Below are 26,394 nucleotides of genomic sequence, written 5' to 3'. Positions count from 1 at the left end.
CGGAGACCGCCGCTCCGAGACGGTGGCATAGAATGTCATCAAGCGATGACATCACTCGATGACAAGATTGGCTGGTCTGTGCAATCCCCGCGCACTCCCTCCCTCCACCGGCAACGGGCACTGGTCCCGGTACTGATCTCCCTCGGCATGCTCGTCGCGATCGTCAGCAGCCTCGGTGCTCCGCTGATCCCGACGATCGCTGCCGTGGACCACGTCTCCATGTCCAGTGCGCAGTGGTCGCTCACGGTGACGATGCTGGTGGGGGCCGTGGCCACCCCGACGATGGGACGCCTCGGGGATGGGCCGCACCGCCGGACGGTGATCCTGGCCGGCCTGGCAGCGGTGCTGGTGGGCAGCGTGCTGGCGGCTCTGCCGCTGGGCTTCGGCGCGCTGATCGCGGGGCGGGCGCTGCAGGGTCTCGGGATCGGGCTCACGCCGTTGGCCATGGCGACCGCCCGTGACGCCCTGCCGGCGGAGCGGTCGCGGTCGGCGGTGGCGACGCTGTCGCTCACGGCCGCCGCGGGCATCGGTCTCGGCTACCCCGTGACCGGGTTGCTCGCGGAGTACCTCGGCCTGCATGCCGGGTTCTGGTTCGCGGCGATCGCCTCAGCCGTCGCCCTTGCGGCCGCCGTCGTCGTCCTGCCTCCGTCGCCGCAGCGCCCGGCGCACCGGCTGGACGCGCTCGGCGCCGTGCTGCTCGCCGGAGGCATGGCAGGGCTGCTGTTCGCGCTCACCCAGGGCGGCCACTGGGGCTGGACGTCGGCCCCTCTGCTCGTACTGGCCGTCGTGTCGGTCCTGCTGCTTGTCTGGTGGGTCCTCCATGAGCTGCGTACGCCGCATCCGCTGGTGGACGTACGGCTGGTCCGGGACCGGGTGGTGCTCGCGGCCAACCTCACCGCGGTGGTGGGCGGCGTGGGCATGTACCTGCTGATGTCACTGGTGACCCGCTTCGTGCAGACGCCGACGAGCGCCGGGTACGGCTTCGGCGCCTCCGTCGTCGTCACCGGCCTGGTGCTGGTTCCGTTCTCGGCGGGCAGCCTGCTGGCCGGCCGGCTGGTGCGCGTCCTGAGCCGCACCGTCCCGCTCGCCCGGCTTCTGCCCCTGGGCTGCCTGATCTCCCTCGTGGCCGTGCTGTCCTTCGTGTTCGCCCGCGACAGCCTGTGGCAGGTGTTCGTCACCATGGCCCTGGCCGGGCTCGGCATCGGCATCACCGTCTCGGTCATGCCGGCACTGATCGTGGGTGCGGTGCCGGCGCAGGAAACCGGCAGCGCGATGAGTTTCAATCACGTGGTGAAGTACATCGGCTACTCGACCGGCAGCGCCCTTAGCGCGGTGGTGCTCCAGGCCCACACCGCCGTGGGCCAGGCCCTGCCCTCGAACGACGGTTACCGGACCGCCGGACTGCTGGCCTGCGGCGTGTGGGTGGCCACGGGCCTGGTGAGCTACCTCCTGATCCGGTCGCGTCGCGCCGGCACGCGGACCGTGCTGACCGCGGGTACGCAGACGACCGCGGGTACGCAGGGGCCTGCGGAGCAGGCGGACGCCGGCTCGTTGCCGCCCCGGGAGGGCGGCACGCGACAGACCTCGGTCGACCGGTGAGCGACGGTACGCCGGCGCGCCGCCGCGACGCGGCGCGCAGCCGTGAGCTGCTGCTGCAGGCGGCGAGCGAGCTGTTCGCCGAGCGCGGCTTCGACCGCACCACGGTCCGCGAGATCGGAGAGCGAGCGGGTGTCGACGCGGCACTCATCGCCCGCTACTTCGGCAACAAGACCCAGCTGTACGTCGCCACGCTGCAGAGCGCGACGGGCGACGCGGTTCCGGCCGATCTGTTGGACCCGGACCGGCTGCTCGAACTGCTCGAGCGGGTCGACCTCCGCGGCCCCGGCCCCATCACCCAGGTCGCCGTCCAGCCGCACAGCGACCCCGCGGCCCAGGACGCCGCCCGCGCGGCCCTGCACGCCCGACTGGTCGAGCCGCTGCTCGAGCGTTTCACCCGCGAGGGACTGGACCGGCCTCGGCTGCGGGCCGAGATCGTGGTGGCGGCCTTGATCGGAGTCCTGCTGGGACGCCGATCGGGGGCATTCGACGAACTCGGCCAGGCCGAAGCCGGGGACCTGGTCACGCTGCTGCGGGACACGCTCGCCGGCGAAGCCTGACGAGCCAAGCTCACCGGCGAGGGCAGACCAGCCGAGCTCACCGGCGAGGGCCCACCAGCCGACAGATCCGTCACCCCGGGAGGGGAGGCTGGCCCGCGTCATAAACGAGCAGGCAGCGTTCGGGCAGCAGGCGCGCCTCCGGAGTCGGGAGGTGCGGGTGCAGTCTGCCGTCGTGCATGAGGTGCAGGACCTGGACCTCGCGGGCGAGGACCAGGAAGTCGGCGATCATCTTGCGGTGACAGCGCCACCACACGGACTCCGCGCACATGACCGCGGTGCGTTCTCCGGCCGCCTCGACGAGCAGGCAGTCGATGGCGGCAAGAAACTCCGGGGAGCGCATGTGGGCGGCGTACCCGCAGAACGCACGGTTGCGCAGCGCGGTGTCGGGCGTGTCAGGGCGTGCCTTGCGCCAGCCGCCGAGCCGCTTCTCCCACCGGTAGGCGATGCCGGCCCCCGGCAGCCAGCGCGACATGGCGTCGCGGTTGGCGTCGGGATTGTGCCGGCTGCCGGGCGCAGTCCGCACATCGACGAGCCGGCGCACCTCGGCGCCTTGCAGGAGCCGTGTCATCTCCCGCGCGTCGGCGGTGCCGTGGCCGAAACTCAGCAGCTGTGTGACGCTTCGACTGCCGCCGAAGCATTCGCTTTCTACGCTCCGCATCATGAACACCGCATATCTCGCTACCCCGTCCGTAGCGGCGGCCGACACTCGCAGCGGCCCGCATCCGCGTCGGTCCCGCCTGGAGGACCGCCCGGTCAGCCGCTCACAGGGTCCACCGCGTTGCGCCAGACCTTGACGTCCAGCGTGATGTAGTCCGTCGTATCCGGCGAGGGTGCCGTGCCACGGAAGGTGATGAGGCCCACGTTGCCGGTTCCGCTGATCACGCACAGCCGGTCGCCGACGGCAAGGTCCTTCACCCAGACGTAGCTCTCGCTGCCCGTCTGTGCGAGGCACGAGTCCAGCGTCCCCGCGGCGCGGGGCGCCAGGCGGGTCATCTGGCTCTGGCTGGTGGAACCGGGGGCCACGACGGCGCCGGAGGAGTACACGGCGTACGTGAAGTCCTCGTCGCTGGTGCCGGTGTCGGCCTTGGAGCGTACGGGACTGTCGGCCAGGTACAGGTCGTGGCTGGCCGTCATGCGAATGCCGGTGTAGGTGACGGAGGCCGGCTGGGCGGCGGCCGTCGCGGTCGGCTTGCGGGAGGCGGCCGGCGCCGGTGACGTGGCCGGGTCGGCGGAGGGCGGGGAAGTGCGGGTCGGGGACGGGGAAGGGTCCGCCTTCTTCTTCGCCTTGGACTTCTTCGACGGCGATGCGGACGGGTGACCGGATCCGGTCGAGTGCTGCTCCGCCGTGGGGCTCGTGGACTGCCCCACCTGCCCAGTCGCGTCTTCCGCCCGCTCGTCGGGACGCAGGACGCCGGACAGGAACAGGGCCCCGGTCACCGTGGCCGCGGTCAGGACGACCGCCCCACCCGCGACCAGCCCCCACCGCTTGGTACGCCCATGCGGCCCGGACCCCACGACGGCGGCGCTGGTCGGCGCGGAGTGCATCGCCGCCCCTGCACCCGCATCTGGGGCCGCAACACCGAACGCGGCCGGTGCACCGAAGGCACCGTCAGTTGCGCCCTGGCTATGGGCCGCAGCACCGGAAGCAGCCGGTGCACCGAACACGCCGCCCATTGCGCCCTGCTCAGGGGCCGCGCCGCCCTGCCTCAAGCCGCCCTGCCGGGGGATACGCAGAGCCATGGTGTCCGCCCGTACCGGCTGCGGTTGCGGTTCGCGCGCCACGTGCTCCGCGAGCTGCCCCGCCACCGACGCCGGCAACCAGCTCTCGCCGCGGCGCAGACCGCCCTCCGGGTTGGCGGCGGCGCACAGGCGTATGACGTCGGCCGGGGTCAGCCGCCGCGCCGGATCCTTGTGCAAGCAGCCTGCCACCAACTCCGCGAGTTCATCCGGAAGTTGGCCGAGCTGTGGCTCCTCGTGCACGATGCGGTACAGCACCCCGTGCGAGGGCCCGTCGCCGAAGGCGCCCGCGCCGGTCGCCGCGAACGCCGTGATCTGACCGAGCGCGAACACATCGGCAGCGCCGGTGATCTCACCGCCGAGTGCCTGCTCGGGCGCCATGAACGCCGGCGTGCCGATCGCGGATCCGCTGTGGGTGAGGGCGGTGGCGTCCACGGCGCGCGCCACACCGAAGTCGATGACGCGGGGACCGTCGGCGGCGAGCAGCACGTTCGACGGTTTGAGGTCGCGGTGCACGACCCCCGCGCGGTGGATGTCCTGGAGCGCCTCGGCCACACCCGCTGTCAGCAGGAGCACCGTCTCCTTGGGCAGCGGTCCGTGCTCCTTGACGGCCTCCGCGAGGGAGGGACCGGGAACGTACGCGGTGGCGAGCCACGGCATGGGCCCTTCGGTGTCGCTGTCCAGGACGGGCACGGTGCACACGCCCTGGACGCGGCGGGCGTTGGCGACCTCCTGCCGGAACCGGTCGCGGAAGTCGGCGTCGTCGGCGAGTTCGGGACGGATCACCTTCACGGCGACCGGCCGTCCGCCGGGCGTGTGGGACAGGTACACGCGCCCCATGCCCCCGGCGCCGAGCCGCGCCACCAGACGGTATTCCCCGGCAGTACGCGGATCGTCGTCCTGCAGCGGCTGGAATTTCTCCGCACCCGTCCCCGTCTGCACGTGCCCAACTCCCGTAGTGCTCTGCTGACTGTCACACAACTGGTTCGGAACACTACCGGTGTTCGAGGGACAAGAGTGACGGACAGCCGCCCTCGGGTACGTACCTGCTGCCGTCGTTCCTCTTCGGCCATCTCCGGCCGTTGCGCGGCATTGCGACAACGGGTATCAAACGAACCCACACCCACTCCACGCTACGTGACGCCTTCAGCCTCGACCTGCGTCACGAGCCCTGGCACAAGTCCCTCTACCTGGACACCGAGCACTTCCACAACTACCGCCGCGACCAGGACGTCTTCGACCCCGGCATCACCATCGAGGACAACCTCTCCCTGATCGTCGACTACGCCTCCGGCGCCTCCATGACCTACGCGCTCAACGCCCACTCACCGTGGGAGGGATACGTCAACGGCGTCAACGGCACCAAGGGCCGCGCGGAACTCACCGTCGTCGAACGCGGATCGGTGACCACGGACGCCGACGGCCGTGTGATCACCGACCTGAGCGCCTCCCCGCGAACTGGTCGACGGCGACAGCGAGCGACCCGTGGGCGAACGGCTCGTGGTGCAGTGGCACTTCGAGAAGGCCCGTGAAGTACCGATCCCGGAAGGCGAAGGTGGCCTCGGCGGAGGCGACGCCGCCCTCCTGCGCGACCTCTTCGTCTGCGTGGGCGATGATCCGCTCGGGCACGCGGCCTCATGGCACGACGGCGTGCGATCCGTTGTCGTGGGTCTGGCCGGCAACCGCTCCCTGGAGACCGGCACGGCCGTCCGCGTCGACCAGCTCGACATCGGCTCCGCGGCATCGCTGGTCACCTTCCAGGCCAGGTAGCCGGCCCCGACGCCACGACGGGCGCTCAGGGCAGAGAGGTTGGGGCGTGCCTCAATTGGTGCCGGGTTGGACGAGTTTGAAGAAGAGGCGGGCGCCGGCCCGTTGGGCGCCCTGGCGCAGGCGGGCCGTCGCCGGTTGGGACGGAGTCGGTGCGGGGGCGGTGGCCAGCCGGGGGAAGAGGGCTGCGGCGTTGGTGCGGTTGATGGCCTGGAGGGCGCCGGGGTCGACGCCGGCGTCGAGGCCGTTGGCGAAGTACTGACCGGCCACGGTCGGGGCGAACGGCCAGTCGCTGCCGAAGAGTACGTGCCCGGGGCGGGCGAAGGCGAGCAGGGTGGGCAGGGCGGCGGGACTGGAGGACAGCGCGGTGTCGAAGTAGAAGCCGCGGAAGTCGTCCAGTACGTCCAGAGGGCTGCGTCCGGTTTCGGACGCGATGGCGACGGCCATGCGGTGGGAGGCGTAGGGCACGAAGCCGCCGGCGTGGCTGAGGATGAACCGGACATGGCCTTGTCCGTCGGCCAGCACACCAACGACAAGGAGCTGTCGTACTACGCCCGCACGCCCTCGGGCTTCGAGTGGGAGGTCGGCTGGAACCCCATCGTCATCGACGAAACCACGTGGCAGCCCACCACCCACCAGGGCATCAGCATCTGGGGCCACACGCCCGTCGGCCAGACCATCATCGACAAACTCGACCAGTTCCGGACCGGCGCCCGCTCCTTCACCCGCCGGGAAGACACCGTCCCGGCCCTCAGCGGCGCGGGTATACCCGACGACTGAGCCGGGACAAGCCCCGCGTACCCCCCTGGAGCAATTCCCCGCGCTGGCCGCACGCATCGGTGCCTGAGCTGCCGCGGACGCGGTTCCCGGACATGCCGAGCCTCTCCGACGGGATCTACCGCTTCCAAGCCGGTTCCGGCGTGACCGACCTCCCCTGGGAGGTCTCCATCACCCCCCTACAGCGGGACAATCGGCGAACTCGCCGACGTCGTCGCCCTAGCGCAAGCCGGCAAACTCCGGCCCCAGGCCTAGCGTTTCCCCCTCGACCGGGGCGCCCCTCCGAACACGGCGAGCGGGCCGTACGCGAGGGCACCCGCCGCCGTGGGTTGTGCCCACACTCCCCCAGCTACCGCTGGGAGGTGCCCCCAGCCCTGCGGAACGCCTGCCCACAACGGGAGCGGCGCGGCTGCCCACCCGTTTCCGGCGCGCCCTCGGCCACTGGCAGATGGCGAACCACCGACGGGCCGTACGCGGGGTGCAAACACGGGCCTCCAGCGCCTGGCGCGGAGCTTACGCCCCCGTACCGATCTGCGCCCCCACCGCGGCCAGAGCGGTGGTCACCGGCTGGAAGAACGTCTCGCCGCCGAACGTGCAGTCGCCGCTTCCGCCGGACGTCAGGCCGATGGCGCTGCCGTCCTCGGTGAACAAGGACCCGCCGCTGTCACCGGGCTCGGCGCAGACATCGGTCTGTATGAGCCCGGTAACGGTGCCCTCCGGGTAGTTGACGGTGGCGTCGAGGCCGGTGACCGTGCCGTCCCGGAGGCCGGTGGTGCTGCCCATGCGGAACACCTGCTGCCCGACCGCGGCTTCGGCGGCCTGCCGGATCTCGACGAGCTGCCCGTCGCCCGTGTCGACGGCGCTCGCCGCCTGCGTCGCCGGATCGTCGTACGTGACGAGCGCGAAGTCCCCATCGCCGGGGAACGTGGCGGCCTGCACGGTGCCGATCGGGGCGCCGCCCTGCGCGTCGGACCACTGTGACGCCGCGACGCCGCAGTGGCCGGCGGTGAGGAAGCCGGGGCTGCCCTCCGCGGTGGTCACGTTGAAGCCGAGGGAACAACGCGCCCCGCCGCCGAAGATGGCGTCGCCGCCCTCGACGAAGGTCTTGAACTCACCGGCCGACTTCTGAATCCGGGCCACACCCTCGCCCAGCGACCGCACGGTGGACTCGAGTGTGTCCCATTTCTCGCCGGTCACCGTCCGGTCGGCCGTGACCAGGATCTGGTTGGTCCGGGGGTCGACGGCCCAGGCGGTTCCCGGAACGCCGGCGCGCTGCTTCAGCGTCTGCGCACCGGACCTCAGCGTGCTGATGCTGTTCCGGACGCTCCGGACAGCCGCCCCGGCCTTCTCGGCCTGCACGATGACGTTGTTGTCGTTGCCGACGACGTTCACGGTTATCTGCTGCTTGTCGGCGTCGTAGTACGCCCCGCCGAAGGCCGAGCCGAGCCGGGACGCCAGCTGGGAGGCCAGCTCCGACGCCGCCGCGGGGCTCAGCGCCTTGGGAGCGGGCTCCGGGGAGTCCGTCTGTGAGGCGTTGGCCTGGGGCAGCAGGACGGCCGCTGCCACCAGGGCACCGGCTCCGCCGACTGCCACAACTATCTTCCTCTTGGGCACTCGCTTGTGACTCAACTCGCGACCTCCTGGGGGTGGCGGGGTCCTCGGACGGCGGCCCGCTCTCCGGCCTACGCTCCGGTGAAGCAAGTCCGGCCCTAGGTACGGACGGTGCGGGAGTTGCGTTCACCCGCCCCCGGCCAAGGACCCCGCGCCCCCGCCATCCTGTGAGGTTCAGGGCCCCGCGTCCCTGAGGCTCGGGACCAGCCTCAGGACCCCGCGATGCTGATCCCCAGCGTGTCCAGCACGCCGTACACGCCCAGGAAGGCGATCGCCGCGCTGCTGACGACGAGGGCGACGGTCAGCCACGGGTTGGCGCGGAAGCGCTTCTCGACGCCGGTTGCGCGCAGCCGCCAGACCGCGATGACGACCGCGAGCAGGAACACGCCGCCGCCAATGCCGCCGACCTGCACCATCAGCACCGGCGACTGGACGTAGAGGTAGAAGGCCGCCCAGACGAACGGCAGGCAGACGGTGAGGATGCGGATGGTGCGCATGCGGGTGCGCACGTTGTTCCAGTCGATGGCGCCCAGCAGGCCGAGCGTGTTGGTCCACAGCCGCGGCACGCTGCCGGTCGAGCCGACGAGGGTGGAGTAGAGCATGGCGATGGCGCCGAAGAGGAAGAGGTACTCGGCCCACGGGCCCATGGTGTCCGTGTAGATGCGCGACAGGGTCGTGATCATGTCGTTGCCCTCGGGCACCAGCTTCTGCGGATGCAGAACGGCCGCGCCGATCGCATAGTCGAGGTGGTCCTGGTCGAGGTGCCGACAGCCGACTGACCCGGCGGAACGGGGCGGTCGACGGCGCGAGCGCACCGGCCTTGGGTCGACCAATCGAGCGGACCGACAGACGGGCCGGTTGTCCCCCGGGGGAGCGGGGGCAACCGGCCCGTCGTACCGACCGCGCCGCCTACACCTCGGGCGCGTCCCCGAAGTCCGGTATCTCAAGCCGGACGCCACCCTGCAGTGCGGACTCGTGGGCGATGATCCCCGGCAGCGTGTAGCGGGCCGCAACCCACGCGTTCACGGACGGCAGTGTCCGGGTGTTGACCGCGGTGACGAAGTCGTCGACGAGGAAGTGGTGGCTCCCCTCGTGGCCGTTCTTCAAGTGGTCGAACTCCCTGGGCAGTCGCGCCCTGTCGTGCACGGGCGCCGAGCCCGACGTGAAGGCGTCCCGCAGGGCCGGGGCGATGTGCTGGAGTGAGGGGTCGTCAGGCGACAGCGTGGGCTTGGGCTGCAGGTACTCGGAGACGTCGGTGACTCCCTTCTTGTCCTGCCAGAGGCTGTACGTGGCGAGCTGCTCGAAGCTGCCGTCCGTACCGAAGAACCGGAACCGCGATTCGCGGATGTGGGACGGGTAGCCGACCCGGCGGAACTCGTTCGTGCGGAACGTTCCGCCGCCGGCCACCTCGAACAGGGCGGTGGCATTGGAGAAGTCGTTGCCGAACTGGCTGACGTCCTTGTCGAAGACGCCGTCGCCGCGCTCGTCCCGCACACCGACCGCCGACACGCTCACCGCGTGCGTCTGCCAGGCGCCGAGCACACCGCCCACCGAGTGCGTCGGGTAGAGGAGCGGCGGATAGCTGGCGGTGGCCTTCCAGTTCTCGCCGCCGCTGTACTGGTATGCCTCATAGAAGCCCAGATCCATGTCGTGGACGTAGTCGCCCTCGGCATAGAAGAGCCGCCCGAAGGCGCCGTCCGCGATCTGGTCGCGGGCGTACACCGTGGCCGGGTTGTAGTGGCTGGTCTCGCCCATCATGTACGTCAGGCCGGTCTCGCGTACAACGTCGATGATCTCCGCGATCTCGTCCTGCGTGATGGCCATCGGCACCGCGGAGTACACGTGCTTGCCGGCCTTCAGCGCCTGCACGACGAGGGGCCCGTGGGTCCAGCGCTGCGTGAAGATGGCGACCGCGTCGATGGCCTCCGACTCCAGCATCGCCTCGTACGACGGGTAGGTCCCGGCCAGCCCCTCGTCGGCGACGAGTTGCTCGGCGCGCTCGGCGAGCAGGTCGGTGGCGAAGACGTCGCCGACGCCCGGATGGGCGTGGAACAGCTTGGCGAACTGGCCGGCGAACTGCCCGGCGCCGACGATGCCGAGGGAGAACGTCATGATGGGCGAGCCCTTCGATGGTGTGCGGGGATGGATCGGTTACTGGCTGTGAGTTACTGGTTGAGCAGGAAGTTGATCTGGCTGTTGGTCTTGTCGAGACCGCTCACCGGCGCGTCGTTGGCGAAGACGTCCTGCATGGCTGGCTTCATCAGCGCCACCACGTCCGCCGCGTAGTTGGTGATCGGGTAGGAGAAGGTGGTGGCGTCCTTCTTGTCGGCGACCGGCTTCGTGAAGGCGGTGACGTCGATGCCCTTCTTCTTGTAGGCGGCCACCGCGGCCTTCGTGCCGTCGGGCGTGGCCGGGAAGACGATGCCGTAGCGTCCCACCGTCTTCTGGCACGCGTCGGACGCCAGGTACTTCACCCACTTCTCGGCGCCCGGCTTGTTGCGGGCGTTCTTGGTGATGGAGTCGGCGAGGCCGTTCATCATCGTCGCCCGCTTGCCGGTCGGGCCGACGGGTGTGAAGGCGGTGCCGAGCTTGATGCCCTTCATCCCGTAATACGTCGAGATCATCCAGGCGCCGTCGAAGGCGGTCGCTGCCTTGCCCGAGGCGACCTGCGCGTTCGCGGGGTTGGCGCCCGCGCTCCAGTCCGTGAGGGGGGCCATGTAGCCCTTCCTCGCCAGGCCGAAGTACCACTTGATCACTGACTGGAAGGTCTTGCTGCCGTACTGGTACTCGGTGCCCCACCGCTTCTTGTCGGTGTAGCTCCAGCCCGCGGAGGCGGCGAAGTGGCTCCACGTCGTCTGGCCGTCGGCGTCCCCGGCACCGTTGGTCGCAAGGCCGTACACCTTGACGTGGCGCTTGTCGAAGCCCGGCTCGTCACCGCGCTTGCCGTTCCTGTCGATGGTGAGGTGCGCGATGGCCTTCTCGAACGTGCCGCCGTCCTTCGGGTTCCAGGCGAGGTTGTTGAGCCCCTCCGCCGTGAGCCCGGCGGACTTGACCATCTTCTGGTTGTAGAAGAGGGCGACGGTGTCCCAGTCCTTCGGAGCGCCGTAGCGGTGTCCGTCCTGGCCGATCCAGTTCGCGGCGAGCCCGGACTGGTAGTCGGACTCGTCGATACCCACGTCGTCCAGCGGAGCCAGCACCTTCAGATCGGCGAACTGGCCGAACTTCTGGATGTGGTCGGTGAACACGTCCGGCTGGGTGCCCGCGATGAAGCTCGCCGTGAGCTTGGTCCAGTAGTCGTCCCAGCCCATCTGGGTGATCTTGACCTTCAGTCCCGGGTTCTCCTTCTCGAAGCCCTTCGCGCAGGCCTGGTAGGCGGGCAGCTGGTTGGCGTCCCACAGCCAGTACGTCACCGTGTTCGAGGACGACCCGACGGAGCCGCCCTTCGCGCACCCGGTCGCCAGGGACAGCGCCAGCGCTCCGGCCAGCACACCCCTCAGAGCAGCGGCTGTACGAATTCGCATCCCTGTCCCCTTACTTGATCCCGGTGAAACTGATGGAGCTGACGATGCGGCGCGCGAAGAGGCCGAAGAGCACGAGCATGGGCAGTGCGGCGATGAGCGTGGCCGCCATCAGGCCGGACCAGTCGTAGCCGGTCTGCGGGGTCTGCGCCCGGAAGATGGCCAGCGCCACGGTGAGCACGCGCGAGCTGTCGCTGTAGGAGACCATCAGCGGCCAGAAGTAGTCGTTCCAGGAGGTGATGTATGTCAGCACGCCCAGCGTGAGGATGGGCGTTGACGCCATGGGCAGCATCACGCGGAAGAAGATCCGGATCTTCCCCGCGCCGTCGAGCAGGGCCGCCTCCTCGACCTCTCGGGGGACGTTCATGAAGAACTGCCGCAGGAAGAACACCGCGAACGGCGTCATGAACATCGTCGGCAGCGCGATGCCCAACAGGTTGTCCACCAGGCCGAGTTGCTTGATGAGTACGAAGTTCGGCAGCAGCGTGAAGATGGCCGGCACCATCAGTCCGGCCAGGAAGAGCCCGAACACCTTGTCCCGGCCGCGCCAGCGCAGACGGGCGAAGGCGTACGCGGCCATGGAGGAGAAGAAGATCTGGCAGACGGTGATCAGGGTGGACACGATCACCGAGTTGATCAGGTAGCGCCAGAACTTCAGCCCGCCGCCCGAGCCGCCCTGGGCGATCGCCTCCTTGGTGGACTGCAGGCCCAGGGCCCGTTCGAAGCCACCGGTGGTGAGGTCAACGGGCAGGGGATCGCCGGGGTGTGTGGCGAGCGCCGTGTTGGTGGACAGCGCGGTCCGCAGGATCCAGTAGAACGGCAGCAGGGTGACGAGGACGATCGCGGCCATCACCGCCCAGGCCGCGATCCGGCCGGCGGAGGGCCGGCGCCTGACGGGTCGTACGTGTGTCGTCGTGGTTGCCACGGCAGCCATGTCGGTGTCGCCCCTCCGTCAGCCGAGGTCGGTCTGGCCGGCCCGGGTGAGCCGGTACTGGATGAAAGTGATCGCGCTCAGCACGACGAGCAGGGCCACGGACATCGCGGACGCGTAGCCGAACTGGAAGCGGCCGAAGGCCGAGCCGTAGATGTAGTACTGGAGGACGTTGGTGGCGTTCGCCGGACCGCCCGCGGTCGTCACGGCGACCGTGTCGAACACCTGGAACGAGCCGATCACCGTCATGATCAGCACCACCGCGAGCACCGGTCGCAGCAGCGGCATGGTGATCCGCCAGAACATCCGCCACTCGCTCGCCCCGTCGACCTTCGCGGCCTCGTACATGTCGTTCGGGATGGCCTGCAGACCGGCGAACAGCAACAGCGCGGTGTAGCCGACGTGCCGCCACACATTGATCAGGGCGATCGTCGGGATGGCCCAGGTCTCGTCGGCGAGGAACGGGATGCGGTCGAAGCCCAGCGCCCCGATGATCTCGTTGCCGATGCCGAGCTGGGTGTCGAGGATCCAGAGCCAGACGATGCCGGCGACGACGTTCGACATGAGGTAGGGGGTGAGGACGACGCTCCGCAGGACGGCCGACTGGGTCAGCCGCTGCAGGAGTACGGCGATGGCCAGGGCGGAGACCGTCTGCACACCGATGTTGATGATCACGTACTCGACGGTGACGCCCAACGAACCCCAGAAGATGGGGTCGTTGACCATGCGTATGTAGTTGTCGAGCCCCACCCACTCGGCCGGGGTCAGCAGATTGAACCGGGTGAAGCTGAGCCAGATGCCCCGCAGTGTGGGCCAGCCCAGGAAGACCAGGAACCCCAGCATGGCCGGGGCGATGAAGACCGCCGCGAGGACTCCGTCCCCCTGCCCGCTGCCGTCTCGTTCGCGGGCCCGCACCTTCGGCTTCGTCCGTGCCCCTTCGGCGCCGCGCGCACCCAGGCGCGACGGTGGGCTGCTTGAGGCGACAGTCATCAGCGACTCCCTCGTCTGCGGCTCGACTCGTCCTCTGGCCACTTACTTTTGCGACGAAAGAATCCAGCCGTCAAGAGTCGTGCGCACATCTTCTTTTCCGCCAAGATTGACGCTTAGGCTAGGACCATTACTTCTGAGGCGGAAAAATCTTGGGAGAGCTCTTGAGCACACGTACGGCCAGCTGGCTGCCGCTGAGCCCCGGGGAACGGGCCGTGGCCCTCGAGGTCCTCATCCACGGCCCGCTCTCCCGCACCGAGCTCGCCCGGCGGCTGAACCTCTCGGCCGGCAGCCTCACCCGGCTCACCAAACCCCTGCTCGAGTCGGGGCTGTTGGTGGAGGACAGCGCGGGAGCCACCGGGACCCGTCAGGGCCGCCCCTCGCAACCCCTCGACGTCGTGTCCGACTCCCGTTACTTCGCCGGTTTCAAGATCACCGCGGACATGGTCTACGGAGTGGTCACCACGCTCAGGAGCGAGATCGTCACCCGGTACGACCGCCCGCTCACGACGCACGCCCCGGGCGAGGTCGCCGATCTGCTGGGCGCGATGACTGCCGAGCTCGCCCACACCCACCCCGGGCTGGCCGGCATCGGCATCGGCGTGGGCGGCCTCGTCCAGGACCGTGCCGTGGTCGGGGAGTCACCCTTCCTGTCGTGGCGGGACGTCCGTCTGGCCGAACTCGTCGAGGAGCGCACCGGGCTGCCGGTCGTCGTCGAGAACGATGTCGCCGCCCTCGTCGAGGCCGAGACCTGGTTCGGCGCCGGCCGGGGCCTCGACCGCTTCGTCGTCCTCACCATCGGCGCCGGCATCGGCTACGGGCTCGTCCTCGGCGGCAAGCGGGTGCCCTGCGCCGAGGAGGACCGTGGCTTCGGCCGCCACTGGATCGTCAACCCCAACGGTCCGCTCACCCCCGACGGAGAACGCGGCAGCGCCGTCTCGCTACTGAGCATCCCCAGCATCCGCTACCAGATCCGGGCCGCCACCGGCCGCGACCTGACGTACGAGGAGATCCTCGCCGGCGCCGCCGGGGAGGAACCCATGCCCGCCCGTGTCATCGACGAGGCGGCTCGCGCCCTGGGCACGCTGGTGGCCCAGATCTCCAACTTCGCCATGCCGCAGAAGATCCTGCTCGCCGGAGAGGGCGTTGGCCTGATGGACGTGGCCGGAGAGCTGGTGAGGGAGACCATCCGCGCCCACCGCCACCCGCTCGCCGACCCAGTGCCCCTGGAGACAAAGGTGTCCGACTTCCACGACTGGGCGCGGGGGGCGGCGGTGCTGGCGATCCAGGTGCTGGTGCTGGGGACGTACGAGGGGTGACGCGGGCGTGCGCCAGAGGTGGGGCTGGGCCCGCGGCGGGGCCTGCGCGCGGCGACGCCCGATGCCCCGCGCCGTGGACGAGAACTGACTGCGGTCGGCCACCTGCCCTGCTTCTCGGTCCAGGACCGGGATGAACTTTCAGGTCGACGCTGTGGCGCGCCAGCAGCGGTCCCAGATCCGTGCCGCGCACCAGCACCTCGCGGTCACCGTCGATCACGGCGACCGCGTCAGTCGGTATCCGTCGCGGCCAGCACGGCAAGACGTCGTCGGTCCGGATCGACAGCTGCCAGCCCGATGTCCCAGGCCACGCGTTCGAACCACTTCGTGTCCGCGTCGAAGCCGTACCAGACGCAGCCCCGTACGCGCGCCTCGACCTCGCCGGCCGATGCGCTTTCCGCGGCTCCGGAAAGACCGGCGAGGGACTGCCACGCCGCCAGGCGGCCGTAGGCGCCGTGACATCCGGAGTTGTACGCCCCTCCCGTGGACGCCGCAGCGAAGAGCACCCGCCATGCCTGGGCCGGCGGACAAACAGAGACCGAGATCCTGCTCTTCCTCCCCATCCCGTTCAGGCACTCCAGACCCAGCGCCGCAAGAGTGCTCGGCACCGAGTCGGTGTCCACGGGCTCCGCGAGAGCGAAGACCCGCGCCTCAATACGCCCGTTGGACTCATCGACCCAGTTCGCCACGGCCTTGGCCATGGCCGCGGCCCCTGCTTCGGTCGTCGTCTCGGCCGCCGGCGGAACACGCGCCCCGGGGACCACTGCCATGCCGCGGCTCTCCGACGGCCCGTAGGGCATCGAGCAGCTGCTGCCGCGGACGCTGTAGCTCGGCAGAGCCGGATGTTCCTCCACGTCGGACAGGGTCAGTGGCAGCCGGCCCAACGGGTGGTGACTCCAGTGCGGCGACGTCGCCCACTCCGCGATTCCCGGCGTCTCGGCGACGGCGACGCCTCTCAACACCAGTTCGTGGACGAGACAGGCGCGAAGCTCCTCCGAAACGCCTCCGGGCGCGCCGCCTCCGGCGAACGCCGCAGCCAGATCCTCAACCTGGTGGCCGGCGGCCAGCAACGATGCCACGTAGCGGTCCAGCTTCCGGCGACCGGACCCCGTCGCGGCGACAAGCCGGAGCGCCTGGGAGACGTTCTCAGGGCCTGCAGTCGTGCCAAGGAGCCGCAGCAGATGATCGAAAACGCTTCGGTACTGCCACATCTGCTCGGCGCCGGAGCCGTACCTCTGGGCGAGAGCGATGCCAAGGTCCGCCAGAAAGGCGGCGTCACCCTGAGCGAGACGGCGGTCGGCCACCTCCCACACGCCGGTGACGTTCTCCAGGTTCGGCAACCTCGTCACGATCTCCTGTATTTGATCAGCCACGACGCTGAGCCTATGCGTCGGGCGGCCCTGTTCACGCGGCCGGCGCAATGAGGGGAAACAGAGCGAGACCCGTGCGACGCCCAGGGACGCAGGCTTCCCGGCGGATCAGCGGCCCACCATTGCCGGCCCGGCCGCCGCTCCCGAGTGGTACAGTGCACTTGGTACTTGTGTTCGCCCACGTCGTGGCGTCAGTGCCGTCTCTCTGAACCTCCGCTGTTGCGCCCGTCTTTCCTGACCGGCGATCCAGCTTCTTCGCATCACTGCGTCTGCACCGGCTTCGGGCTTTCATCCGGCCGTACGGGCACGCTGTCCGTCTTCCCGACCGGAGTTACCCGCCGCTCTGGCGAGTTCGCCGCCGCTCCGGCCGGCCGACCGCCGTACGGGCGTGAATTCTCCGCCCCCTTCGCAGCCGGTTTCCCCCTCCTTCGCAGCCGGTTTCCCGGCGTCCCCACCGATTCACCTGTCCACGAAAGGACATGACATGACCAGCATTCTCGAACACACCCCTCCCCAGACGGGGACCCCCGGGGCCGCCATCCAGGCCACCGGTGTCCTCGACATCGCGCCCAACGGGCACGGTTGTCTGCGAGGCCGGCGCTGCCTGCCCGCCCCCGGCGACGTGCAGGTGTCCTCCGCCCTGATTCGCCGGCTCGGCCTGCGCAAGGGCGATGTGGTCGAAGGCGACATCGCCGAGGGCGGTGGCCGAAAGCCGTCACTGGGATGCGTCGAGCGGGTCAACGGGCTCCCGCCCGATGCCCTGCGCGCCCGGCCGCACTTCCGTGATCTCACACCCCTGCATCCGCGCCAGCGGCTCCGTCTCGAAGGCACCGCCGGAGGGCTGACGACCCGGCTGATCGACCTCGTCGCGCCCGTCGGCAAGGGACAGCGCGGCCTCATCGTGGCGCCGCCCAAGACCGGCAAGACGGTGCTGCTCCAGCAACTCGCCGCCGCCATCGCGGGGAACCACCCCGAGTGCCATCTGATGGTGGTGCTTCTCGACGAACGCCCCGAAGAAGTCACCGACATGCGCCGTTCGGTACGGGGGGAGGTGCTGGCCTCGACCTTCGACCGCTCGGCGAAGGAGCACATCGCCCTCGCCGAACTGGCCGTCGAGCGTGCCAAGCGCCTCGTCGAACAGGGACAGGACGTCGTCATCCTGCTGGACTCCCTCACCCGCCTGTGCCGGGCCCACAACAACGCCGCGGCAGGAGGCGGCCGTACCCTCAGCGGCGGCGTCGATGCCGCCGCACTGCACGGGCCCAAGCGGCTCTTCGGAGCGGCACGCCTCGCCGAGGAGGGCGGCTCCCTGACCATCCTCGCCACCGCCCTGGTGGAGACCGGTTCCCGCGCCGACGACTACTTCTTCGAAGAGCTCAAGAGCACAGGGAACATGGAGCTCCGGCTGGACCGCGTACTGGCGGACAAGCGGATCTACCCCGCCGTGGACATCACGCCGTCCGGTACGCGACGCGAGGAACTCCTGCTGCCGGACGGGGAGTTGACGGCGGTACGGGGGCTGCGGCGCGCCTTGCAGGGCCGGGACGGCCAGGCGAGCCTGGAGGCGCTGCTGGACAAGATCCGGCAGACCCCGGACAACGCCGCCTTCCTCCGTCAGGTCCACCACACCGTCCCCGGCGCCTGAACATGGGGGCCGAAACGCTCTCCCACCGGTCAGGGCCGGTCAGGAGCGAACCAGCAGCTGGAATTCGAACGCGTAGCGCGAGGCGCGATAGATGTGCGTGCCGTACTCGACGACGCGGCCGGTGGAGTCGTAGGCCGTGCGCTGCATCGTCAGCAGCGCGGCGCCTTCGGTCTCGTCGAGGCGCTCGGCCTCCTCGGCGGTGGCGCAGCGCGCGCCTATGGACTGCCTGGCGCTGTGCAGGGTGATCCCGGCGGTCCGCATCATGCGGTAGAGGCCGGTCCCCTCCAGCTTGGCGGTGTCGAGCTGCAGCAGACCTGCCGGGAGGTAGTTGCACAGGAATGCCATGGGCTCGCCGTGGGTGAGCCGCAGCCGTTCGAGGACGGCGACGTCGCTTCCCTCGGCGATGCCGAGGGCCGCCGCGACCTCTGCGGACGCCGGTTGCAACTCATTGCGCACCACGCGCGTGGCGGGGCTCTGCCCTGCTGCCTCCAGGTCGTCGTAGAGGCTGCTCAGCTCCAGGGGACGCTTGACCTGGCTGTGCACCACCTGCGTGCCGACGCCCCGGCGGCGTACCAGCAGGCCCTTGTCGACCAGGGACTGGATGGCCTGACGGACCGTGGGCCGGGACAGGCCGAGCCGGCCGGCGAGTTCGATCTCGTTGCCCAGGAGGCTGCCTGGGGCCAGCGCGCCGTGCTCGATCGCCGACTCCAGCTGCTGGGCGAGCTGGTAGTAGAGCGGCACCGGGCTTGTGCGGTCCAGTGCGAAATCGAGGGAGGAGGCGGGCGCGGAAGTGGTCACTAGGTGAGGGTATCCATCCGTCGGAACGACAGGAAGCCCTGTCAGGCGATTTGTCCGGACAATATGCATCCGTCGGTCGCGCCGGGCGGCTGAGTGCGCCGCCCGGCGCCACCGCGGGCCTCAGGAGTGGCTGGGGAAGCCCAGGTTGATGCCGCCGTCGGAGGGGTCCGGCCAGCGGGTGGTGATCACCTTGCCCTGGGTGTAGAAGGCGATGCCGTCGTTGCCGTAGATGTGGTGGTCGCCGAACAGGGAGTCCTTCCAGCCGCCGAAGGAGTGGTAGCCGACCGGGACCGGGATCGGCACGTTGACGCCGACCATTCCGGCCTGGACCTCGAGCTGGAAACGGCGGGCCGCGCCGCCGTCCCGGGTGAAGATCGCGGTGCCGTTGCCCCAGCGGGAGCTGTTGATCAGCTTGATCGCGTCGTCGTAGGTCTCGGCCCGTACGACGCACAGGACCGGACCGAAGATCTCGTCCCGATACGCGTCCGCGGTGACCGGCACCTTGTCGAGCAGCGAGACGCCGAGGAAGAAGCCATCCTCGTGGCCCTCGACCGTGTAGCCCGTGCCGTCGACGACGACCTCGGCGCCCTGCTCGGCGGCGGAGGCTACGTACGAGGCCACCTTGTCGCGGTGTTCGCGGGTGATCAGCGGGCCCATCTCGCTCGCCGGGTCCGTGCCGGGGCCGATCGTAAGCGCCTTCGCGCGCTCGGCGATCTTGCCGACGAGCTCGTCGCCGGTGTCGCCGACCGCGACCACGACCGACACTGCCATGCAGCGCTCACCGGCCGAGCCGTAGGCGGCGTTGATGGCCTGGTCGGCGGCGAAGTCCAGGTCGGCGTCCGGCAGTACCAGCATGTGGTTCTTGGCGCCGCCGAGTGCCTGGACGCGCTTGCCGTGCTCGACGGCCTTGAGCTGGATGTACTTGGCGATCGGCGTCGAGCCGACGAACGAGACGGCCGCGACGTCCGGGTGCTCGAGGAGCCGGTCCACGGCCACCTTGTCGCCCTGGACGATGTTGAGCACACCGTCCGGCAGCCCGGCCTGGGAGGCCAGCTCCGCCAGCAGGTACGACGCGGACGGGTCCTTCTCGCTCGGCTTGAGGACGAAGGTGTTGCCGCAGGCGATCGCGATGGGGAACATCCACATCGGCACCATCGCCGGGAAGTTGAACGGCGTGATGCCCGCTACCACGCCGAGCGGCTGCCGGATGGACGCGACGTCGACCCGGGTGGAGACCTGCGTCGACAGCTCGCCCTTCAGCTTCTCCGGGATGGCGCAGGCCAGCTCCACGATCTCCATGCCGCGCGCGACCTCGCCGAGCGCGTCGGAGTGCACCTTGCCGTGCTCGGAGGTGATCAGTGCGGCGATCTCGTCGCGGTGCGCGTCCAGCAGCTCGCGGTACTTGAAGAGGACGGCGGTGCGCTTGGCGAGGGATGCGGTGCCCCAGCTCTCGAACGCGGCCTTGGCACCGGCGACGGCGGCGTCCACCTCGTCGACCGTGGCGAAGGCGATCTGCTTCTCCTGGGCGCCGGTGGCCGGGTTGAACACCGGGCCGAAGCGGCCGGACGTGCCCTCGGCGGGCTTTCCGCCGATCCAGTGGTTGATGGTCTTCATGTTCTTGCGGGGCCTTTCGTGGGGCGGGAGGGTCGGGAGGTCCGAGGGCGACCGGGTCCTTGTGGAGCCGGAAGCGGTGGCCGGATCCGCTGGCCTGGTCCGGGAGCCGGGTCTAGAGGTGGCGGCGGATGTCGGCGGCGTGCTGGTCGTAGGTCTTGCGGGCTTCGACGGCCGCCTCGCGCGATGCGACCTCGGCGACCGGCACGTCCCACCAGGCCTCGGCGCCGGGCGCGTTGGGGTTGCTGGTGTCGGTCTCGACGTAGACGCAGGTGGGCCGGTCCGAGGCTCGGGCCGCGGTCAGCGCGTCGCGCAGCTCGCCCACCGTCTTGGCGCGGATGACGTCCATGCCCAGGCTGGCGGCGTTGGCGGCCAGGTCGACGGGCAGCGGATCGCCGGTGAACGTGCCGTCGGCTGCGCGGTAGCGGTAGGCGGTGGCGAAGCGCTCTCCGCCGGTCTGCTCGGACAGTCCGCCGATGGAGGCGTAGCCGTGGTTCTGGATGAGGACCAGGTTGACCGGCAGGCCCTCCTGCACGGCGGTGACGATCTCGGTGGGCATCATCAGGTACGTGCCGTCGCCGACCAGCGACCAGACGGGTGTGCCGGGCGCGGCGAGCTGGACGCCGATGCCGCCGGGGATCTCGTAACCCATGCAGGAGTAGCCGTACTCCAGGTGGTACTGGCGCGGCGAGCGGGCGCGCCACAGCTTGTGCAGGTCGCCCGGGAGCGAGCCGGCGGCGTTGATGACCACGTCCTCGTCGCCGACCACGGAGTCCAGGACGCCGAGGACCTGGGTCTGGGTGGGCACGGCGGTGTCGTCGTCGGCCCGGTAGGCGGCGTCGACGACGCGCTCCCAGCCCTCCTTGCCCGCGGCGTACTCGGCCTCGTACGACGCGCCCACGCGGTACCCGGCGAGCGCCTCTGAGAGCCCTTCCAGGGCGGCGCGGGCGTCGGCGACGACGGATGTCGCGGCGAGCTTGTGGGCGTCGAAGGACGTGATGTTGAGGTTGAGGAAACGCACCCCCGGCTCGGCGAAGAGCGTGTTCGAGGCGGTGGTGAAGTCCGTGTAGCGGGTGCCGACGCCGATGACCAGGTCGGCGGTGCGGGCGATGTCGTCGCAGACCGCGGTGCCGGTGTGGCCGATGCCGCCGAGGTCGCCGGGGTGGTCGTGGCGCAGCGATCCCTTGCCTGCCTGGGTGGAGGCGACGGGGATGCCCGTGGCGTCCACCAAGGCCTGGAGAGCGCTCTCGGCCTCGCTGTGGTGGATGCCGCCGCCCGCGATGATCAGCGGCCTCCGGGCACCCCGTACGAGCGCGGCCGCGGCAGCGATCTCCGCGGGCTCCGGAGCCGGGCGGCGCACGTGCCAGACGCGGTCGGCGAAGAACTCCTCGGGCCAGTCCCAGGCCTCGGCCTGGACGTCCTGCGGCAGGGCGAGCGTGACGGCGCCCGTCTCGGCGGGGTCGGCGAGCACCCGCATGGCGTTCAGCGCGGACGGGATCAGCGCCTCGGGCCGGTTGATCCGGTCGAAGTAGCGGGAGACCGGCCGCAGCGCGTCGTTGACCGAGATGTCCGCCGACACGGGGTGCTCGAGCTGCTGGAGCAGCGGGTCCGCGGTGCGCGTGGCGAAGTAGTCGCCGGGCAGCAGCAGGACGGGCAAGCGGTTGACGGTGGCGAGGGCGGCACCCGTGACCAGGTTGGTGGCGCCGGGGCCGATGGAGGTCGTGACGGCCTGCGCGGAGAGCCGGTTGAGCTGACGGGCGTAGCCGACGGCGGCGTGCACCATGGACTGCTCGTTGCGGCCCTGGTGGAACGGCATGGCCTCCTCGCCGGCCTCAAGGAGTGCCTGGCCGAGCCCGGCGACGTTGCCATGGCCGAAGATCCCCCAGGTGCCGGCGATCAGCCGGTGCCGGACGCCGTCGCGCTCGGTGTACTGCGCGGACAGGAACCGCACCAGCGCCTGGGCGACGGTCAGGCGGCGGGTGGACTGGCTCATCGGGACCTCACTGGCTCACTGGGAAACGGGGGACGGGGCGGAGTAGAGGGGCAGGCGCGGGTCGACGGGCTGGTCCTCCCAGCTGCCGCGGATCCAGGCATGGTCGGGGTGGTCGCAGATCAGCCAGTCGCGCTCGGCTCCGGGGCCCGCCATGACGTTGAGGTAGTACATGTCGTGGCCGGGCGTTGCCATCGAGGGGCCGTGCCAGCCGTCGGGGATCAGGACGACATCGCCACCGCGGACTTCGGCCAGCACGTCGGTGCCCTGGCCGTGGCCTGACGGGGAGACGCGCTGGTAGCCGAGGCCGGGGGTGGCGTCGTGGCCGGCGATCTCGAAGTAGTAGATCTCCTCGAGCTCGGACTCCTCGCCCGGGCGGTGCTCGTCGTGCTTGTGGGGCGGGAAGGAGGACCAGTTGCCGCCCGGCGTGATCACCTCGACGGCGATCAGCTTGTCGCACTCGAAGACGCCCGCGGCACCGAAGTTGTTGACCTGGCGGCTGCAGTTGCCGGTGCCGCGCAGCTCGACGGGCACCGCGGAGGCCGGGCCGTAGCGGGCGGGCAACCGTCGGGTGCAGCGTGCGCCGGTCAGGGCGAACCGCCCGCCGTCGCGGGAGACGAGCGAGACCTGTGCCTCGATCGGGGCGTACACGAAGTCGCTGACGCCGCTGAAAACGCTCTCGCGGCCAGCCAGTTCGAACGCCCGGCCGTCCGTCTCGACGGAACAGGAGCCGGACAGCGGGAGCACGATCCACTCACTGTCACCGGTGTCGAAGGTGTGCCGCCCGCCCGGCGGGAGTTCGAGCACGCGCAGGCTGGAGTAGCCCCAGCCGGCCGTCTCGGGGCTGATGTCCACGGCGTACGGGCCGCCCGTGGCCTTCCCCGTGGGCAGGTGGTACTGCCGGTGCTGCGCGGCGGTCATGATGTGGCTCCTCCGGGTGTGTTCACAGCAGGCGATGCGTTCACAGCGGGCGTTCGGTTCCCAACGGACGATCGGTTCACAGCAGGCCGACGGCGGTGTCCACCGCGGTCTCCACACTGCCTTCGGCGGGGTAGAGCAGCGACCGGCCGACGACGAGGCCCTGGACGGTGGGCTGCCGCAGCGCCTTGCGCCACTTCTCGTACGCGCCTTCCTGGTCCCTGCCCACCTCGCCGCCGAGCAGCACGACGGGCAGGGTGGAGGTCTCAAGGACCTGGGCCATGTCGTCGGGGTTCTTGGTGACGGGCAGTTTCAGCCACGTGTAAGCGGAGGTGCCGGCCAGGCCCGAGGCGATGGCGATGGACCGGGTGACGGCCTCGGCGCTCAGATCGTTGCGTACGGCCCCGTCGACGCGGCGCGAGATGAACGGCTCGACGAAGACCGGCAGCCGCAGCGCGGCCATGTCGTCTATGGCGCGGGCGGTGGACTGCAGGGTCGTGAGGGAGCCCGGGTCGTCGTAGTCGATGCGCAGCAGCAGTTTTCCGGCGTCGAAGCGGAGCCGCTGGATGTCCTGGGGCCGGTGCCCGGTGAAGCGGTCGTCCATCTCGAACGAGGCGCCGGCCAGCCCGCCGCGGTTCAGCGAGCCCATGACGATCTTGTCGTCCAGGACGCCGAGGAGCAGCAGGTCCTCCAGGATGTCGGCGGTGGCGAGGACGCCGTCGACGCCGGGCCGGGAGAGCGCGATGCAGAGCCGTTCCAGCAGGTCGGCCCGGTTGGCCATGGCCAGGCTCCGGTCGCCGACGCCGAGCGCGCCGCGCGCCGGATGGTCGGCGGCCACGATCATGAGGCGGCCGCTCTCGCCGATCAGGGGGCGGCGGGTGCGATGGGCTGCCGCTTCGGCGATGGCCTCCGGCTGCCGGGCCCGCACCGAGACGATGTCGGGGATGCTGATGGCCAAGGGATGCTCCCTTTCTTCAGTTCGGTGGACGTCAGCCGCGCGCGATGAGCTGCTCGACCTCTTCGGAGGTCGGCATCGCGGAGGAGCAGGCGAGGCGGGAGGCGACGATGGCGCCGGCGGCGTTCGCGTGGCGCATCACCTTCTCCAGCTCCCAGCCGGCGAGCAGACCGTGGCAGAGCGAACCGCCGAAGGCGTCGCCCGCGCCGAGGCCGTTGACGACCTCGACGGGCACGGGCGGGACCTCGGCCGTGGTGCCGTCGCGGTGCACGGCGAGCACGCCCTTGGGGCCCTGCTTGACGACGGCGAGTTCCACGCCGGCGTCCAGCAACGCCTGGGCGCAGGCGCGCGGTTCGCGTACGACGGTGGCGACCTCGCACTCGTCGAGGTTGCCGACGGCGACCGTGACGTGGCGCAGCGCCTCGGCGTAGTAGGGGCGGGCCTCGTCGGGATTGCGCCAGAACATCGGCCGCCAGTCGAGGTCGAAGACGGTGATGCCGGCCTTGGCTCGGGCCTCCAGTGCGGCGAGCGTGGCGGAGCGGCTGGGCTCCTCGCTCAGTCCGGTGCCGGTGATCCAGAAGATCCGGGCGGCGTGGATGGCGTCGAGGTCGAGTTCCTCGGTCCTGATCTCCAGGTCGGGGGCCTTGGGCTGCCGGTAAAAGTACAGCGGGAAGTCGTCCGGCGGGAAGATCTCGCAGAAGGTGACTGGGGTCGGGTAGTCGTCGACCGGGGTGACCCAGCGGTCGTCGACGCCGAACTCCTTGAGCGCCTGGTGGACGTAGGTGCCGAAGGGGTCCCGGCCGGTGCGGCTGATCACCGCGGTGGAGCGGCCCCGCCGCGCGGCGGCCACCGCCACGTTGGTCGCCGATCCGCCGAGAAATTTTCCGAAGGTCTCAACCTCTGGTAGGGGAACACCCGTCTGAAGGGGGTAGATATCCACGCCGATGCGGCCCATGGTGATCAGATCAAACGGCTCGAACGATTCAGCCATGCGCGATGCTCCTAGGAGGGGGGACGGGTGTCCGGGCAACCCGGGACTGCGCCTGGGGCGTGACCCCTGGCGTCTCATAGATGTAGGTCCCACAGCAAGCAGGTGTCAATAGTTTGTTCTGACATTCGAACCTGAACGTGAAATGATGTCTTAACAAAGTATTGACAGTGGGGCACAGCACGGGCTTGTATCCCGTCCCAACGAATGAGCCGCGTCATCGGAACGAACGTCCTGGGCCTCCCAGCCCGGGCCGCTACCCCCCTACCCCTCTGTCACACAGTGAGGTGCCGGAAGATGGACCGCACGTCCCGCCGCCGTCCCCGCAGATACGCCGCAATCGCCGCCGCAACCGCGGCTGCAGCACTCCTCGCCGCAGGGTGCTCCAGCAGCTCCGGCGGCAAGCAGGCCGAGGAGGACAGCGGGACCGCCTCGGCAGGCAAGGCCAGCACTCCCCGTATGACGGTCGCGCTGGTCACCCACCAGGCCCCCGGCGACACGTTCTGGGACATCGTCCGCAAGGGCGCCGAGGCCGCCGCCGCCAAGGACAACATCAAGCTGGTCTACTCGGCCGACCCCAACGCGGGCAATCAGGCCAACCTCGTCCAGAACGCGATCGACCAGAAGGTCGACGGCATCGCGGTCACCCTGGCCAAGCCTGACGCCATGAAGGACGTCGTGAGCAAGGCGGAGAAGGCCGGCATACCCGTGGTCGGCCTCAACTCGGGCCTCAGCGACTGGAAGTCCCTGGGCCTGATGGAGTTCTTCGGCCAAGACGAGAGTGTGGCGGGCGAGGCCTTCGGCAAGAAGCTGAACGAGGTCGGCGCCAAGAAGGCCGTCTGCGTCATCCAGGAGCAGGGCAACGTCGGGCTCACCCAGCGCTGCGACGGTGTGAAGAAGACGTTCGAGGGCAAGACGGAGACCCTTTACGTCAACGGCACGGACATGCCGTCCGTGAAGTCGACGATCACCGCCAAGCTCAAGCAGGACAGCTCCATCGACTACGTGGTGGCGCTCGGCGCCCCGTACGCCCTGACTGCGGTGGACTCGGTGAGCGACGCGGGCAGCAAGGCGAAGATCGCGACCTTCGACCTCAACAAGCAGCTGACCAGCGCCATCAAGAAGGGCGACATCCAGTTCGCCGTCGATCAGCAGCCCTACCTGCAGGGCTATCTCGCGGTCGACTCCCTGTGGCTCTACAAGAACAACGGCAACTACAGCGGTGGCGGTGAGCAGCCGGTGCTGACCGGTCCGGCGTTCGTCGACAGCAGCAACGTCGACACCATCGCCAAGTTCGCCGCGAAGGGCACCCGGTGATG

23 protein-coding genes and 1 pseudogene are annotated in these 26,394 nt (G+C 70.0%); 8 read left to right on the top strand and 16 right to left on the bottom strand.

Annotation, left to right across the window (positions count from 1 at the left end; genetic code table 11):
* The first annotated feature begins 45 nt into the window (after positions 1 to 45).
* Positions 46 to 1,599 (top strand): MFS transporter, encoded by a 1,554-nt coding sequence (locus ABT009_RS02390; RefSeq protein WP_351288674.1) that lies wholly within the window; start codon positions 46 to 48, stop codon positions 1,597 to 1,599.
* The gene (locus tag ABT009_RS02385; RefSeq protein WP_351288672.1) at positions 1,596 to 2,156 is read left to right on the top strand and encodes a TetR/AcrR family transcriptional regulator; all 561 of its coding nucleotides are present in this window, start codon (positions 1,596 to 1,598) and stop codon (positions 2,154 to 2,156) included. The genes ABT009_RS02390 and ABT009_RS02385 overlap by 4 nt, the downstream gene beginning before the upstream one ends.
* A 70-nt stretch (positions 2,157 to 2,226) precedes the next feature.
* Here the strand turns inward: ABT009_RS02385 and ABT009_RS02380 are convergent, their stop codons facing one another.
* Both ABT009_RS02380 and ABT009_RS02375 read right to left on the bottom strand, forming a co-directional pair.
* Positions 2,227 to 2,724 (bottom strand): DUF488 domain-containing protein, encoded by a 498-nt coding sequence (locus ABT009_RS02380; protein ID WP_502989805.1) that lies wholly within the window; start codon positions 2,722 to 2,724, stop codon positions 2,227 to 2,229.
* 185 nt (positions 2,725 to 2,909) lie between these two features.
* Positions 2,910 to 4,835 (bottom strand): serine/threonine-protein kinase, encoded by a 1,926-nt coding sequence (locus tag ABT009_RS02375; RefSeq protein ID WP_351288671.1) that lies wholly within the window; start codon positions 4,833 to 4,835, stop codon positions 2,910 to 2,912.
* 140 nt (positions 4,836 to 4,975) lie between these two features.
* Between ABT009_RS02375 and ABT009_RS02370 the strand changes: the two genes are divergently transcribed.
* Both ABT009_RS02370 and ABT009_RS02365 read left to right on the top strand, forming a co-directional pair.
* Positions 4,976 to 5,425: a hypothetical protein gene (locus ABT009_RS02370; protein ID WP_351288669.1), complete on the top strand. Its 450-nt coding sequence runs from the start codon at positions 4,976 to 4,978 to the stop codon at positions 5,423 to 5,425.
* Entirely contained in the window at positions 5,379 to 5,663 is a 285-nt protein-coding gene (locus ABT009_RS02365; RefSeq protein WP_351288667.1) for a hypothetical protein, read from the top strand. Before ABT009_RS02370 ends, ABT009_RS02365 begins: the two co-directional genes overlap by 47 nt.
* Positions 5,664 to 5,714: 51 nt before the next feature.
* On the opposite strand, the gene ABT009_RS02360 is transcribed toward ABT009_RS02365, so the two are convergent.
* A complete protein-coding gene (locus tag ABT009_RS02360) occupies positions 5,715 to 6,185 on the bottom strand; it encodes an amidohydrolase family protein (RefSeq protein WP_351288665.1) in 471 nt (156 codons plus the stop codon).
* On the opposite strand from ABT009_RS02360, the pseudogene ABT009_RS02355 reads away from it, so the two are divergent.
* Positions 6,159 to 6,440: pseudogene (locus ABT009_RS02355) on the top strand (VOC family protein); the annotation flags it as partial. The gene ABT009_RS02360 and the pseudogene ABT009_RS02355 overlap by 27 nt on opposite strands.
* Positions 6,441 to 6,950: 510 nt before the next feature.
* Here the strand turns inward: ABT009_RS02355 and ABT009_RS02350 are convergent.
* The 6 genes from ABT009_RS02350 to ABT009_RS02325 form a co-directional block, all read right to left on the bottom strand.
* A complete protein-coding gene (locus ABT009_RS02350; RefSeq protein WP_351288663.1) occupies positions 6,951 to 8,030 on the bottom strand; it encodes a S1 family peptidase in 1,080 nt (359 codons plus the stop codon).
* Positions 8,031 to 8,257: 227 nt separating this feature from the next.
* Positions 8,258 to 8,863 (bottom strand): hypothetical protein, encoded by a 606-nt coding sequence (locus ABT009_RS02345; protein ID WP_351288661.1) that lies wholly within the window; start codon positions 8,861 to 8,863, stop codon positions 8,258 to 8,260.
* Between the two features lie 94 nt (positions 8,864 to 8,957).
* Positions 8,958 to 10,160: a Gfo/Idh/MocA family protein gene (locus ABT009_RS02340; protein ID WP_351288659.1), complete on the bottom strand. Its 1,203-nt coding sequence runs from the start codon at positions 10,158 to 10,160 to the stop codon at positions 8,958 to 8,960.
* A 53-nt stretch (positions 10,161 to 10,213) separates the two neighbouring features.
* Positions 10,214 to 11,569 (bottom strand): ABC transporter substrate-binding protein, encoded by a 1,356-nt coding sequence (locus ABT009_RS02335; RefSeq protein WP_351288657.1) that lies wholly within the window; start codon positions 11,567 to 11,569, stop codon positions 10,214 to 10,216.
* Positions 11,570 to 11,579: 10 nt separating this feature from the next.
* Positions 11,580 to 12,500 (bottom strand): carbohydrate ABC transporter permease, encoded by a 921-nt coding sequence (locus tag ABT009_RS02330; RefSeq protein ID WP_351288655.1) that lies wholly within the window; start codon positions 12,498 to 12,500, stop codon positions 11,580 to 11,582.
* Positions 12,501 to 12,518: 18 nt separating this feature from the next.
* A complete protein-coding gene (locus ABT009_RS02325; protein WP_351288653.1) occupies positions 12,519 to 13,487 on the bottom strand; it encodes a carbohydrate ABC transporter permease in 969 nt (322 codons plus the stop codon).
* Between the two features lie 161 nt (positions 13,488 to 13,648).
* Here ABT009_RS02325 and ABT009_RS02320 point away from each other — a divergent pair, with 161 nt between their 5' ends.
* Positions 13,649 to 14,803 carry an ROK family protein gene (locus ABT009_RS02320; RefSeq protein ID WP_351288651.1) on the top strand — a complete coding sequence of 385 codons (1,155 nt, stop codon included), beginning with the start codon at positions 13,649 to 13,651 and terminating at the stop codon, positions 14,801 to 14,803.
* Positions 14,804 to 15,030: 227 nt separating this feature from the next.
* On the opposite strand, the gene ABT009_RS02315 is transcribed toward ABT009_RS02320, so the two are convergent.
* Positions 15,031 to 16,173 carry a DUF6183 family protein gene (locus ABT009_RS02315; RefSeq protein WP_351288649.1) on the bottom strand — a complete coding sequence of 381 codons (1,143 nt, stop codon included), beginning with the start codon at positions 16,171 to 16,173 and terminating at the stop codon, positions 15,031 to 15,033.
* 481 nt (positions 16,174 to 16,654) lie between these two features.
* Here ABT009_RS02315 and rho point away from each other — a divergent pair, with 481 nt between their 5' ends.
* Positions 16,655 to 17,815 carry a transcription termination factor Rho gene (rho, locus tag ABT009_RS02310; RefSeq protein ID WP_351288647.1) on the top strand — a complete coding sequence of 387 codons (1,161 nt, stop codon included), beginning with the start codon at positions 16,655 to 16,657 and terminating at the stop codon, positions 17,813 to 17,815.
* A 39-nt stretch (positions 17,816 to 17,854) separates the two neighbouring features.
* Here the strand turns inward: rho and ABT009_RS02305 are convergent, their stop codons facing one another.
* The 6 genes from ABT009_RS02305 to iolC all read right to left on the bottom strand — a co-directional run bounded on the left by ABT009_RS02305 (position 17,855) and on the right by iolC (position 25,078).
* Positions 17,855 to 18,613: a GntR family transcriptional regulator gene (locus tag ABT009_RS02305; protein WP_351288645.1), complete on the bottom strand. Its 759-nt coding sequence runs from the start codon at positions 18,611 to 18,613 to the stop codon at positions 17,855 to 17,857.
* 120 nt (positions 18,614 to 18,733) lie between these two features.
* Positions 18,734 to 20,227: a CoA-acylating methylmalonate-semialdehyde dehydrogenase gene (locus ABT009_RS02300; protein ID WP_351288643.1), complete on the bottom strand. Its 1,494-nt coding sequence runs from the start codon at positions 20,225 to 20,227 to the stop codon at positions 18,734 to 18,736.
* A 112-nt stretch (positions 20,228 to 20,339) separates the two neighbouring features.
* Entirely contained in the window at positions 20,340 to 22,217 is a 1,878-nt protein-coding gene (gene iolD / locus ABT009_RS02295; RefSeq protein WP_351288641.1) for a 3D-(3,5/4)-trihydroxycyclohexane-1,2-dione acylhydrolase (decyclizing), read from the bottom strand.
* A 15-nt stretch (positions 22,218 to 22,232) separates the two neighbouring features.
* Complete coding sequence (gene iolB, locus ABT009_RS02290) at positions 22,233 to 23,135, bottom strand: 5-deoxy-glucuronate isomerase (protein ID WP_351288640.1); 903 nt, start codon at positions 23,133 to 23,135, stop codon at positions 22,233 to 22,235.
* Between the two features lie 76 nt (positions 23,136 to 23,211).
* The gene (locus tag ABT009_RS02285; RefSeq protein WP_351288639.1) at positions 23,212 to 24,090 is read right to left on the bottom strand and encodes a Cgl0159 family (beta/alpha)8-fold protein; all 879 of its coding nucleotides are present in this window, start codon (positions 24,088 to 24,090) and stop codon (positions 23,212 to 23,214) included.
* 31 nt (positions 24,091 to 24,121) lie between these two features.
* Entirely contained in the window at positions 24,122 to 25,078 is a 957-nt protein-coding gene (gene iolC, locus ABT009_RS02280; RefSeq protein ID WP_351288637.1) for a 5-dehydro-2-deoxygluconokinase, read from the bottom strand.
* A gap of 294 nt (positions 25,079 to 25,372) precedes the next feature.
* Here iolC and ABT009_RS02275 point away from each other — a divergent pair, with 294 nt between their 5' ends.
* Positions 25,373 to 26,392 carry a sugar ABC transporter substrate-binding protein gene (locus ABT009_RS02275; protein WP_351288635.1) on the top strand — a complete coding sequence of 340 codons (1,020 nt, stop codon included), beginning with the start codon at positions 25,373 to 25,375 and terminating at the stop codon, positions 26,390 to 26,392.
* Positions 26,393 to 26,394 lie beyond the last annotated feature (2 nt).

It is taken from the genome of Streptomyces sp. NPDC002896 (assembly GCF_040295225.1).
In the GTDB taxonomy this organism is placed as follows: domain Bacteria; phylum Actinomycetota; class Actinomycetes; order Streptomycetales; family Streptomycetaceae; genus Streptomyces.
The sequence above is the reverse complement of the archived record's forward strand: the minus strand, read 5'-3'. Positions and strand labels throughout refer to the sequence as shown.

Excerpts from the sequence above, each read along its gene's own strand:
- ABT009_RS02390 (WP_351288674.1), top strand. The coding sequence starts at position 46 with ATGACATCACTCGATGACAAGATTGGCTGGTCTGTGCAATCCCCGCGC.
- ABT009_RS02380 (WP_502989805.1), bottom strand. The coding sequence starts at position 2,724 with ATGACACGGCTCCTGCAAGGCGCCGAGGTGCGCCGGCTCGTCGATGTG.
- ABT009_RS02340 (WP_351288659.1), bottom strand. The coding sequence starts at position 10,160 with ATGACGTTCTCCCTCGGCATCGTCGGCGCCGGGCAGTTCGCCGGCCAG.
- ABT009_RS02335 (WP_351288657.1), bottom strand. The coding sequence starts at position 11,569 with ATGCGAATTCGTACAGCCGCTGCTCTGAGGGGTGTGCTGGCCGGAGCG.
- ABT009_RS02330 (WP_351288655.1), bottom strand. The coding sequence starts at position 12,500 with ATGGCTGCCGTGGCAACCACGACGACACACGTACGACCCGTCAGGCGC.
- ABT009_RS02325 (WP_351288653.1), bottom strand. The coding sequence starts at position 13,487 with ATGACTGTCGCCTCAAGCAGCCCACCGTCGCGCCTGGGTGCGCGCGGC.
- rho (WP_351288647.1), top strand. The coding sequence starts at position 16,655 with ATGACCAGCATTCTCGAACACACCCCTCCCCAGACGGGGACCCCCGGG.
- ABT009_RS02300 (WP_351288643.1), bottom strand. The coding sequence starts at position 20,227 with ATGAAGACCATCAACCACTGGATCGGCGGAAAGCCCGCCGAGGGCACG.
- iolD (WP_351288641.1), bottom strand. The coding sequence starts at position 22,217 with ATGAGCCAGTCCACCCGCCGCCTGACCGTCGCCCAGGCGCTGGTGCGG.
- iolB (WP_351288640.1), bottom strand. The coding sequence starts at position 23,135 with ATGACCGCCGCGCAGCACCGGCAGTACCACCTGCCCACGGGGAAGGCC.
- iolC (WP_351288637.1), bottom strand. The coding sequence starts at position 25,078 with ATGGCTGAATCGTTCGAGCCGTTTGATCTGATCACCATGGGCCGCATC.
- ABT009_RS02275 (WP_351288635.1), top strand. The coding sequence starts at position 25,373 with ATGGACCGCACGTCCCGCCGCCGTCCCCGCAGATACGCCGCAATCGCC.